Here is a 13,126-nt window from a genome sequence, read left to right on the forward strand (position 1 = left end):
AAGACTAAGGAAAAGTCAAATGGTTACATCCGTTATTAAAATTTTAACAAATTTTAACAAAATGGACTATATATTAATTCTTACTAAAAACCTTCGTTAACATAAAAAAACATGATTCGTTACCGGAAGATCATCTTGTTATAAACATCTATGTCAATTCATTATCAGGTTAACAAATTGCTCGTTTTAACACCATTTTTTGCATCTTGAAGATTTCGAAGGGTAATGGACGCTATTTCAGCAAGTGCCTCCGTTGTAAAGAAACCCTGATGTGACGTAATCAACACATTAGGAAAACTCATTAAGCGGAGGATATCATCGTCATCAATAATATGCTCAGAAAAGTCTCTGAAGAACAGTTTTTCTTCCTGTTCATAGACATCGATCCCTAAGTGCCCTACTTTTCCCGTTTTCAATGCCTTGATGATATCCGGTGTATGAATCAAGGCTCCTCTACTGGTATTGATTAACATCACCCCTCCTTTCATCATAGACAAACTTTCCTCCCTAATGATGTGTTTGGTGCCGGGAAGCAAGGGACAATGCAAGGAAATAATATCGCTTACAGCAAGGAGTTCTTCAAAACTAGTTTTTACAATATAATCAGGATGCGGGGATTCAACGGGATCATAGCCCAAGATCTCGCTTCCAAAACCATGCATGATTTTACAAAAGGCCAAGCCAATCTTACCCAAACCCACCACCCCTACTTTTTTACCGTGTAGATTGAAACCCGTTAATCGATTTAAAGAAAAGTTACCTTCGCGCACTCGGTTATAAGCTTTATGTGTCTTCCGATTTAAGGTGAGTATCATGGCTACCGCATGTTCCGCGACAGCCTCAGGGGAATATGCCGGAACGCGATACACGTGCATACCCAGCTGTTGAGCTGCTTCTAAATCAACTTGATTAAAACCCGCGCAACGCAAAACGATAATGTTTATATTTAACGCGGCAAGCATTTCAAGCACCTTTGCATTGGCATGATCGTTCACAAAAATACAAATAGCATCACAGCCCTCCGCAAGCTTTACCGTTTGTTCATTCAGATCGATTTCGAAGAAAAGAAAATGATAAGTCTTCTCCTGATTCATTGCATCGAAAGAAGACTTATCATATGGTTGAGCACTATAAAAAGCTATTTTCATCTGATCATATATAAGCAATACAAGATAAAATATATTCTCTTTATAGCAAAGCTGCGAATACTATTTCTCGCTAAACAGCTATTTCTGTAGCCTGCAACATGAAGTTATGCAAGGCTATATTTTTTACAAAAGGTTTCAGTTGTTCACTTCCAGGACCATACATTGCCAATTCAACATAGTCAGCTGAATGGTCCATCGAACCCCAGCCAATAGATAAATGTTTCTGTTGAATTTCAGCAAGCTGCCTAAATGGTAATTTGCGCGGATTATAGAGTCCATCTCCATCCAAGCTTTCATAATGACTTAACAGCTCTTTCGCTTCTTCCATGGTAATAGCATAACCTTGAGCAAATTCGATACGTTCGATAAAACGAGCAGGGGTATAACTCTTGTCGATCCCATTTAGGATCCAATCATTCGTATGTTTGAATAACTGAATGCGGTCGAAATTTTTATTTGTCTGGTTTCCATAAAACAGGCCAGGATTTGCATTTCCATGATCGGTGGTTAAGATGACCAACGTTTCTTTGTCGGCTAAAGCAAAGGCCATAGCCTCCCCGATTGCCTCGTCGAAAGCAAGTTGATCATAGATGAGCCCTCCTGCATCATTTGCATGCGCTGCCCAATCTACCTTTCCTCCTTCTACTTGTAATACGAAGCCATTTTTATTGTTTTTTAACTTGTTGATGGCTGTTTTTGTCATTTCTGCCAAGCTGGGTGTCTTCGATGCCAAAACCCGATCGTTTGCACGGTCCAGCGCATAAGGTAAACCATCGGCATAAAAAACGCCCAATATCGGATTACTTTCATTTCCTGAAAGTGCTCTCATTTCATCACGATTTTGCAAAACCGTAAATCCAGCTTGCCTATATTTAGCAAATAGGTCCTGCTTATCTTCTCTTTTATCGGCACTAAAAAATTCGAACCCTCCCCCCATCATAACATCAAAGCGTAAATTAAGATACTGCAAAGCAATTCCCGGTTGATCCGACCGTTTATCACTGTTCACACAGAAACCCGCAGGTGTTGCATGTGTAATGGGGACGGAGGTAACACAACCGACCGATTTACCGGCCGCTTTAAATTTTTGAAGGATCGGTTTATTAAAAGAACCATCGGCGTTTACATTTAAAGAACCGTTCGGAACACGCACCCCTCCTCCCCAAGAAGAGCTGGCAGCAGCTGAATCTGTCACCAAAGAACTTGCCGAGGCCGTATCCATTAAGGCCCTTACCCCTTCATTTCTCTCATAAAGCGCTAACCAATTACTTTGCTTACCTTCTTTTCGTTGCAACAGTAAGTTGGCCATATTTAACGTTCCTGTGCTCATGCCATCGCTCACCATAAAGATAATATTCTTGGCCTTACTCGCTCTCGAGGATAGATTTTTTGTTGACCGATGACCGGCAATCGATTGGAAAGGAGATAATACGGAGGCACCTAAAGCGGTAAATGCGGTATTTCTAAAGAAATCTCTACGTTTCATTTATTTTTGTTTTTATATCAATAATTCCCAAACATGTCCTTACAAGGGATGTTCTTTGTTAAACAGCAAATCTAAACGAATTATATTAATAGCAACTTAGTTTCATTTTAAATTTATATTAAATTAACAAGGCCGCTGCGCGTATCATCAAGCAACAAAAATAGAAAACGTAAAATGCAGAGGTATTGCAAAAAACTATTACCAAGAAGTGGTTCTCCTTACGGCAACCACTTTTATGTTCAATAGATTGTTTAGATTAAACGAAGGCTTTTTTTATCAACTTTTTCTTGGCAAAAAGTTGAGCAAAACCCAAGGCTTTGTAGACTACCTCGCAACTGATGGCAAAACATTCATGGCGCGTATTGGAGCCGTTTCACTTCCTCAATCCGCTTGAGTATTGCAGGACGAACATGTGTGCAAATGCTTTGCTGCTCGTTGCATCGATATCCTCCAAGGCCGTTTTTCCCACACACAAGGCTATATTCAAAGACTAAAGATAGTACATTCGGTTAAAAGCATCATCCGTTGGCCTTCGAAAATGTCGCCTCCAAAATTTACAAGTAGTACTGGGAGGCACTACCATTCCTGTAAATTTTGAAGCGACGAGTTTTTTTGAATACTTTTTTTACGGGAAAAAAAGTATTTGGCGGGGTCGCTGCCATTAAGCGACAAATTAAACCTTCCTTTAACAGGCTCCCCCCGTTTAGGCTTAAGTCCGTGAGATTAAAAAGAAACCGAATTAAAAAAGGAGCGACTACTGATTAATGGCCCTTATTTTAGCAACCAACAAAGTAATCACCAATCCAAACATACCGATGACTGCATATGAGTACCGTAAACTGGCCAATTCGGCGATATAACCAATGAGTGGAGGTCCCATGAGAAAGCCAAGATAGCTCACACTTGAAACCATGGCTAAGGCAATGCCCGGCGATACTTTGGCATTTCTCCCGGCAACACTATAAACAGTAGGGACAACGGTTGCAACGCCCAGACCTACAAGCATAAAAGCAACGACTGCCGTAACAATATAAGGAAACAATACCGCTAAGAACATGCCCGATGAGATAAATACGCCGCTCACTTGTAAGACTCTTTTTCTACCTAATCGAGCAATTAACCGATCCCCAATAAAGCGACCGGAGGCCATCATCACCATAAAAGAAGCATAACCAAGAGGTACCAACGCCTGTGGTGCTTTTACGATATCTTTAAAATAGACTCCACTCCAATCGAACATGGCACCTTCGGTTGCCATGCTACAGAAACCGATTACCCCTAATTGCAACAAGGCCCCTTCCGGTTTAGAGAATAGTCTCTTTTTACTTGTATTCGCGGGACCAACACCTCCCACCAGGTATTTATTGTTTATCAGAATACTGATCCATACCAGGCCGGTAATAATCCAAAAATGCAAATAAGGAGCGATATGCAGATTGATCATGACTAATCCGAGCAAAGCACCGGTAAAACCCGCTATGCTCCAAGCACCATGAAAAGAAGACATAATCGGTTTATCATAGAGGTTTTCGGCAGCCACTCCTTGCGTGTTAACTGCTATATTACACATATTTCCTATAATCCCAAATACGAATAACGAAACACCCAAGTGCCAACCTTTGGAGGCTAAACCTAAGTTTGTCAAGGCGATTACATAGAGCGCAGCAGCTAAGGTCAACACCTTTTTGCTGCCAAATTTCGTAACTAGCGTTCCAGAAAGTGCCATGGTTGCCAGCTGTCCGAGCGGAAGTGCAAATAGTAGACTTCCCAACTGCCCGTCCGAAAGGTTCAGCGTCGTTTTGATATCCGGAATGCGACTTGCCCAAGAGGCAAAAGCCAAACCTTGACAGAAGTAAAAAAGCGATACGGCCAAACGAATGCGACTACGATTATACGTAGTGGCAGGGAGTGTGTGAGTTTCCACGTTTATTTTATAAACTTAAAGAATCGCTTCCAAAACAAGCCAAATGTGGCAAGAATAGGTAAAGCTCAGCTTCTTTCATCATCCGATTCTTGTACAAAGTTCATAAAAAGATGGTAGATTACATAATTTTTCTTTGGAGTTAGTGGAGTTTTATATTCGTTAAATAGTTGAGTGGTGATAGATTTAAAACTCGACAACTCAACTATTCAACAACCTAACAACCAATCGACTACAAATCCGTTATAGGAGCATAACGCGGTACAAGCGATTTCATCACTACCCAGCCTATGATATAACAAACAGCACAAACGGAAAAGATAATAAAGTATCCAGCTTCAATACCGTGAAAGCCCATAAAGGACATCTCCGTATCTTTACTGTAATCGAAGAGCATTCCTGAGCATTTATTAATAAAGAAGGATCCCACCCCTCCGGCCATACCACCAATTCCTGTAATAGTTGCAATCGCTTTCTTTGGAAACATATCCCCCACCGTCGTAAAAATATTGGCCGACCAGGCTTGGTGGGCCGCACCGGCTATACCAATGATAATCACGGGGAGCCAATAGCTGATATGCCCCAAAGGCTGGGCAAACAGTGCTAATAAAGGAAAAAAGGCAAAAATCAACATCGCCCGCATACGTCCTTCATAAGGATTCATTCCTTTTTTATCAACGAAATAAGTTGGCAACCAACCACCAATGATAGAAAGCAACGTAATAAGATATAAAATGAAAAGCGGGAAGGCACTCTGGGTTGAATCCATTCCATATACCGAGCTTAAATAAGCGGGCGTCCAAAAGAGAAAAAACCACCATACACCGTCTGTCATAAACTTCCCGAAGGCAAAAGCCCATGTTTGATTATACTTCAAACATTTAACGAAAGAAGTCTTATCCGTAGTTTCCTCCACATAATCAGCGAGCTTCCGATCGTTTATTACATCTTGTTGGATATAATCGAGTTCGGCCTTCCCAACGCGTGGATGTACTTCCGGTTTATGATACATGAATACCCAAAATCCCATCCATAAAAAACCTAAAGCGCCAATGATGATAAAAGACATTTCCCAACCGTAAGCTTCCGCAATAAAAGGAATGGTAACAGGAGCAGCCAATGCCCCCACTGTGGCACCTGCATTGAAAATACTCGTAGCAAAGGCTCTGTCTTTTTTCGGAAAATACTCAGCAGTAGCCTTTATGGCCGCCGGAAAATTACCAGCTTCTCCAATGGCTAAAACTAAACGAGCAAAAATGAAGAGTGTTACACTAATTGAAATGATCTTTGCCGTATCATCTACCATAGCAAGGGCCTCTTTTGCCCCCTCAAATCCGACGAACCACTTACCGGTCAAAAGCCCCGACGTTGCAATACCACAAAATGCATGCAGACAAGCACCGATAGACCAGACCCCAATTGCCCATAAAAAACCTTTCTTCGTATCCAGCCAGTCTACAAACCTACCGGCGAATAAAAGAGAGATAGCATAAAAAATAGAGAACAAGGCCGTTATATTGCCATAATCATTATTCGTCCATTTAAATTCGGGTGCAATAAAATCACTCCAAGTTAAGGAAAGCACCTGTCTATCCAAATAATTGATTGTCGTAGCAAAAAACAGCAAGGTACAAATTGTCCATCTGTACTTACCGATCGTCTCTTTAGAATTCATGATTTATGGCAATAAATGTTAATTAGGTCAAAAGAAAACGTTTGCGCATTCAAACATTTCCCCTGTTAGTTTAATTTCAATTACAATGATATTAATTTTTGACCAATATTCCTGAGAATTTATGAATTAAAAAAGGTATAAGGAAGCGGTGTAACGCATCAAAACTTAATACACCTTACACCTTGTATCCCTATACCTTCTTACACCCTATATCTTATACGCTGTGTCATGCCTCCCCAGGCCAATTGAAGTAGTTAGCGGCATTATGATAACAAATATCTTCGATAACCTGGCCTATCCATGATAAGTTATCAGGTAGTTCGCCTTTCTCTACCTCCTCCCCGAACAAATTGCAAAGAATTCTTCTAAAGTATTCGTGACGAGGGTAGGATAGAAAACTACGCGAATCGGTTAGCATTCCGACAAATTTACTGATCAAGCCCATATTAGCAAGCGCATTCATCTGCCTAATCATCCCATCCTTCTGATCAAGAAACCACCAACCCGAACCAAATTGGATCTTCCCGGCGGAGGAGCCATCATTGAAGTTACCAATCATAGTAGCCATTAATTCGTTATCACCTGGATTAAGGTTATACAAAATGGTTTTAGCCAATTTATCCTGGCTGTCCAATTTATCCAGAAAACCAGCCAGGGCCCGTCCCTGCGAGAAGTCGCCAATAGAATCCCAACCCGTATCAGGTCCTAATTTCTGCATCATTCGTGAATTATTATTTCGCAAAGCACCCAGATGATACTGCTGTACCCATCCCTTTTCATGATCCCACTCAGCAAAATAGGTCAACATCGCCGATCGAAACTGATCATGTTGTTCATCCGAAATAACCTGCCCCTGTAATGCATTTGAAAAGATGTCTCTAATATCCTCCAACCGGTAAGACTCATTATAAATTTTCTCCAAACCGTGGTCCGAAACACAACAGCCATTCTCAGCGAAATAATCATGTCTCGCTTTCAAAGCCTGTACATAATCGTCAAAATTCTGGATCGCAATGCCTGACACCTGACTAAGCTTCTCCACATATTGCCTGAATTTCGACAAGGTTGAAAGATTCATCGCATTATCCGGTCGGAAAGCCGGTAAAACACGGATTTCGAAACCCTCCTTTTTTAACTGCCGATGGTACACTAAACTATCAGTCGGATCGTCCGTAGTACAGACAATCTTTACATTCATTTTCCTTAATAGATTCCTAACGCTATATTCAGGTTTCTTTAGTAAATCGTTCGCCTCATCATAAATTTCCTCGGCCGTGCCCGCATCCAATATTTTATCTATACCAAAATAGCGTTGCAATTCAAGATGTGTCCAATGATAAAGCGGATTTCTCAGCGTATAAGGTACCGTTTCAGCCCATTTCAAAAATTTCTCCCGATCACTGGCATCACCCGTGCAATAACGTTCATCTACACCGTTGGTGCGCATCGCCCGCCATTTATAATGATCACCATACAACCACACTTGTGTAATATTCTCAAAATGAGCATCCTCCGCAATTTGTTGCGGAGACAAATGACAATGGTAGTCTATAATAGGCATTTTCGCCGCATGTTCATGATACAATGTTTGTGCTGTGCTGCTTTCTAACAAGAAATTTTTATCTAAGAATTTTTTCATACTCGTGAGCTTTAGGCAGTAGGCGTACGCTTTATGCCTGCTTCTACTAATAACTAACAATCAATAACTAACAACTAATAACTAAGATCTACAAAGACACCCCTCGCTTCCACGGAATGAAGTCGTCCTGATTTAATTGCACGGCTTTAGGAGTAACCTCACCGCTTGCTGCCCGAATACAATATTCCAAAATATCTTCTCCCATCTCCTCAATGCTTTTTTCACCGGAAATGATCGGTCCACAATCAATATCGATAATGTCTGCCATACGAGAAGCCAACGCAGAGTTAGTCGCCACTTTAATAACAGGACATACGGGGTTCCCGGTTGGTGTTCCCAAACCCGTTGTAAACAGGATCAAGGTCGCGCCACTGGCAGCCTTTCCAGTTGTTGCCTCTACATCATTCCCAGGTGTACAAACCAAATTCAATCCCGGTTTTACGGCAGGTTCAGTATAGTCTAAAACATCCTCCACCGGGGCCGTCCCTCCTTTTTTTGCAGCGCCATTACTTTTAATGGCATCGGTAATTAAACCATCCTTAATATTACCGGGAGAAGGATTCATGTGGAATCCGGAACCTGCATTTTCCGCTGCTTGACTGTAAGCGCTCATAAGGCTTATAAACTTCCTTGCAGCCTCTTCATCTTTGGTACGATCGATCAGGTTCTGTTCTGCCCCACATAATTCAGGAAATTCCGCCAATAAAATTTTACCACCCAGTGCCACCAATAAATCAGCGCAATAGCCAACAGCGGGGTTGGCGGAAATACCACTGAATCCGTCACTACCTCCACATTTCACACCGATAGTAAGTTTATTGAGCGGTGCGGGTGCCCTTTCCAATTTATCAGCTTCTGCTAAGCTGATAAAGGTCTGTCTAATCGCTTCCGTAATCATTTGTTCTTCACTTTTCGACTGTTGTTGTTCGTAAATATGAAGTGGCTTATCAAAGTTTGGATTCCGGGATTTTAGGTCATTTAGAAAATCCTGTACTTGTAAATTTTGACATCCTAAACTGAGTACGGTTACACCGGCCACATTGGGGTGGTCCGCGTAGGCCGCTAAAAGTTTGCTTAATACCGCGGCATCCTGACGAATACCTCCGCAACCTCCTTGGTGGTTCAGAAATTTAATTCCATCCACATTTTTGAAAACGCGGTCTGTTGATACCCAAGCTTCCTGCAAGTCTAAATCGAGTGCAGCAAGATCCTTCCCTTGTTGGTACCACTCTTTCAATAGATGTGTCTTCCTTTTATATTTATCCGTCACCGCATAGCCCAGTTCATTATGGAGTGCCTCGCGTATCACGTCAAGATTTCTATTTTCGCAAAATACCGTCGGTATAAACAGCCAATAATTGGCAGTCCCCACCTCCCCATTCGATCGATGGTATCCGTTGAAGGTTCTTCCGGAAAATTTCGACACATCCGGTGCTTCCCAATGATAGTTATAAGGGCGAAACGCATAGGCTGCAGCCGCATGCTTTAAGTTATCCGTACTCATTCGTTCTCCTGTTTTTACCGGATACTGTGTCTTCCCGACAAGCGTTCCGTACATAAGAACTTCCGCACCTTTATCTAAATCTTGCGTGTAAAATTTATGTTTTGCAGGAATATCCTCCCTCAGCAGGTAGGTTACTGCTTGATACACGATCTGTTCTCCTTGCTGCAAATCCTGCAGCGCTACTAATACATTGTCTTTCGGATGTATTTTTAAAACCCTTGCTCCCATAAAAATTATTTAAGCTGATTTTCTTTTTTTTTTGTTCACAGCTTCCTCTATTATTTTCTTTACGCTATTATTTCTTAACAAATTAAGATAGTGCAGCACCTTTTCTTGAAACCCTGGAAAATTTAATTTTTCTTTCCATAGATTTTGATCGTTTAGAACCGTTTCTACTAATAAGGCAGGCTCTTTATGCCAGAGCCCTTCAAATAAGGCGGCATATTCATCATTGATTGTATAATAACCTTTGTCATTGATGTACCCCTTGTAGGTATTATCAATACTTCGTTTTCCCTTCATAAAGAGCAAGTAAGCGGCAAAGCCCAGCGCCATCAGTTCGGGTACAGTACCAAAGGCTTCATGGAAGCCTTTAATAAGTGCCACATTCCGCATCTCCATTTTGGATGTATAGTTCAATGTAATATTAATCCATTTATGATCAAGAGATTGATTCCGAAAACGATCCAACACTTTCTCTGCAAAAACCACCGCTTCTTTTGTTTCTATCCCACCTCTCGACACAACCGTTGGAACAATTTCTTCCATTAATAAGTTCTTGATAAAGCTTGTCAGAACAGGGTCGAGCATGGCTGCTTTCACCGTTTCGCAGCCCGCCAAGACTGCTAATCCACAAGAAAAGGTGTGCGTACCATTAAGTAAACGTAATTTCAGTTCTTTAAATTTACGAATATCCGCGCTGATAATCAAACCATCATCAACCGTACTGAATGACAATATTTCGGCAACCTTAGGATCATCCGCCTCAATAGCCCATAACCTAAAAGGTTCAGCCATGATCATCAACTCATCTTGATAACCTAAACGCATTTCCATTTTTTGATGTTCTTCGAAAGGTAACTTTCCGGGCACGATACGATCTACTAAGGTGTTACAGAAATAATTGGCTTCTTGAAGCCACTGGAGAAACACAGCGTCTAGCTGATGTTGTTCAGCCAATTGTATAATAATTTCTTTCAGTTTTTTTCCATTGTCCGAGATCAATTCCGTTGGTAGAATCACCATACCCGCGTCCTTATCACCTCCAAAGTATTGAAAGCGTTTATACAAAAAAGCTAATAGCTTAGCAGGATAGCTGTGAGGGGGGGACAGTGTAATTTTATCGTGCTTATCGTAGGTAATCCCTACTTCGGTCGTATTGGAAATTACAATCCGTAATTCAGGCTCTTCGGCATAACGTAATATCTCATTCCAATGGTCAGAAGCAGCCAATACTTCCTTAATGGACGAGTTGATACTAATTTCTTCTATCTCTTCCCCCTTATCAATGCCTTTCACCCGTAACGTATACAATCCGTCCTGCTCTTCAAAGCTATCCGTTTTACCACTTGACGTGGACTTCACGACGACAATCCTTCCATTAAACACCTGCTGTCTGTTTGCCTTATCGATAAAATATTCGGGTAGCCCCCTCAATAAGACGCCCGTACCAAATTGGATCACTTTTACCGGCAATTCCTGCCAATTGGCCAAAGGCGCCTGAATCTCCGCAGGTAACGTACCCTTTTGCAAAAACTTATTATTTAAACGTTCCATTTTTTTTTCATTAAATTAGTTAATTAGCCAATGTGATGATTAGCTAATTGGCTAATTGACTTATTAGCTAATTACTTAAGTAACCATTTTACCCAATCATGGGCAGCGGCAAAATTTTGATAGGCCTCCGGCAGTTTTCTACCGTCCAAATATTCGTTATAAATCCAGGGATCGCCTAAAACAAATACTTTACCTTTTCCGTATTTACTTGCGGCCATCACATTCAAATCCTTCGTTCCAACAACAGGGGTAGCTGGTGCAAAAACACGAAGTGAACTGATTTCTTTGATATACAGTTTATAGGGCTTTTTAAAGATGGGATTATTTTTATCGATCTGAACAGCTCCCTGTTCAAATTGATTATTCTTCACCATCAAATGATTATCTTCATTAAGTTGTACACCAAAGCGACTCGCCAGCTCATTAAAATGCTTAAACTCAGCATTACCTGCGTCATTTCCAAGTAGTACAAGCGTTCCACCTTTTTGTACCCATTTTACAATTGCATCGATTTCAGAAACTGCCAAATAATTCGGGTTAGGAGCTTCCTTCTCGGTATCCGGATCTACGATAATGTATACATCTGCATTTCGAAGGTTCTCTGCTGCCGGTTTTACCGCCAATGAATCGGTAAGCGCCCCATAGGATTGAAAAATATAAGCTAGGAGTGAATATCCGCCATTATCCTGTTCTTCCCAGGTATAATGATAACGTTCCTGTTCTCCAAGCAAATTTTTTCTGGTTTCATGGTTGTAATAATAATCCAACAATACCTTTTTCCCTTTAGCGTATTTCAGATTGGGTACTTTCTCCATTTCAACGGCACATTGTATAAAAGCACCGATCCCCTTTGGATCATTTTGAATCACCGGTTCGCTCATGTAATATTCAAAGGAACCATCACGATATGGCTTTCCTCCCAAACCGGATACTTTTACCGTACCGTTCAAGTTAACATGGCCATCCGCATCTTTTTCAATAAATTCTTTTAAAATTCCCGTGTAACCTTTTTCAGCATTTTTCAAAAATTTAGCCGGTAAATACCCCAAGCGAACCCCTTTTGCCAATGTATAGACCATCATGGATGAGGCAGATGCCTCCGGGTAATTTCCCTTTCTATTAGGCATATCCGTCACTTGATACCAAAGACCATTAGCCTGCTGAAATCGAATAATCGCCTCTGCATAGCGATTCAAAATGGCAATAACCGTGTCCCTACCTGCATGATCTTTCGGAAGGTAATCCAACACATCCACCATTGCCATACCATACCATCCTAAGGCACGACTCCAGAAATTCGGTGATCGCCCCGTCTCTTTATTGGCCCATTGTTGTTCTTTCGACTCATCCCAACCATGGTACAATAAACCTGTCTTTTCATCCCTCGTATTCTTCTCGATCAGGGCAAATTGACGACAAATATCATCGAAGGCCTTCGGTTCATTAAATAGTTGAGCATATTCTGCATAAAATGGCTGCCCCATGTACAAACCATCCAACCATACCTGATGTGTATAAATTTTCTTATGCCAAAAACTGCCCTGCTTGGTTCGTGGGTGGGTATCGAGCTGCTTTCTTAGATGCTGAACTGCTTTTAGGTATTTTTCTTTTCCGGTTACCTGATATAGAAATAGCAAGATCTTTCCATTATTGATGAAATCAATATTGTAATCCTCCATCTTATACGCATTGATCGTACCATCTTCTTGCACATAATGATCCATCTTATGCTGGATATAATCAAAATAGCGTTTATCTGCGGTATTTTTCCAAACTCCTTCTACCCCTTTTAAAATTACCCCCAAGTCATAACTCCATTTAGCTTCCTGACCTTTGTCAAGTGTAAATGCATCCGGCCAGAGTCGCATCGCGGTTTGCGTCATTAGCTCACTGTATTTTACATCCTGTCCTCGTACACTGAGGTTAACCAGCAATAAAAAGAACAGCAAAAGTCCCCTAAAATTTCGATTCATTCCT

General features: G+C 41.1%; 8 protein-coding genes. All 8 read right to left on the reverse strand.

Annotation, left to right across the window (positions count from 1 at the left end):
• Positions 1-164 precede the first annotated feature (164 nt).
• Positions 165-1,148, reverse strand: coding sequence for a 2-hydroxyacid dehydrogenase (locus RYH73_RS13395; protein WP_335313941.1), 984 nt, complete (start codon positions 1,146-1,148; stop codon positions 165-167).
• 70 nt (positions 1,149-1,218) lie between these two features.
• The gene (locus RYH73_RS13400; protein WP_335313942.1) at positions 1,219-2,634 is read right to left on the reverse strand and encodes an alkaline phosphatase; all 1,416 of its coding nucleotides are present in this window, start codon (positions 2,632-2,634) and stop codon (positions 1,219-1,221) included.
• 754 nt (positions 2,635-3,388) lie between these two features.
• Positions 3,389-4,558 (reverse strand): MFS transporter, encoded by a 1,170-nt coding sequence (locus tag RYH73_RS13405; RefSeq protein ID WP_335313943.1) that lies wholly within the window; start codon positions 4,556-4,558, stop codon positions 3,389-3,391.
• Positions 4,559-4,787: 229 nt separating this feature from the next.
• Positions 4,788-6,230, reverse strand: coding sequence for an MFS transporter (locus tag RYH73_RS13410; RefSeq protein ID WP_335313944.1), 1,443 nt, complete (start codon positions 6,228-6,230; stop codon positions 4,788-4,790).
• Positions 6,231-6,456: 226 nt separating this feature from the next.
• Positions 6,457-7,869 (reverse strand): glucuronate isomerase, encoded by a 1,413-nt coding sequence (uxaC, locus tag RYH73_RS13415; protein WP_335313945.1) that lies wholly within the window; start codon positions 7,867-7,869, stop codon positions 6,457-6,459.
• An 88-nt stretch (positions 7,870-7,957) separates the two neighbouring features.
• The gene (locus tag RYH73_RS13420; protein ID WP_335313946.1) at positions 7,958-9,601 is read right to left on the reverse strand and encodes a UxaA family hydrolase; all 1,644 of its coding nucleotides are present in this window, start codon (positions 9,599-9,601) and stop codon (positions 7,958-7,960) included.
• A 9-nt stretch (positions 9,602-9,610) separates the two neighbouring features.
• Positions 9,611-11,149: a tagaturonate reductase gene (locus tag RYH73_RS13425; RefSeq protein WP_335313947.1), complete on the reverse strand. Its 1,539-nt coding sequence runs from the start codon at positions 11,147-11,149 to the stop codon at positions 9,611-9,613.
• Positions 11,150-11,220: 71 nt separating this feature from the next.
• Complete coding sequence (locus RYH73_RS13430; protein ID WP_335313948.1) at positions 11,221-13,122, reverse strand: glycoside hydrolase family 88 protein; 1,902 nt, start codon at positions 13,120-13,122, stop codon at positions 11,221-11,223.
• Positions 13,123-13,126 lie beyond the last annotated feature (4 nt).

The organism is Olivibacter sp. CPCC 100613, from assembly GCF_036959255.1.
Lineage (GTDB): Bacteria > Bacteroidota > Bacteroidia > Sphingobacteriales > Sphingobacteriaceae > Olivibacter.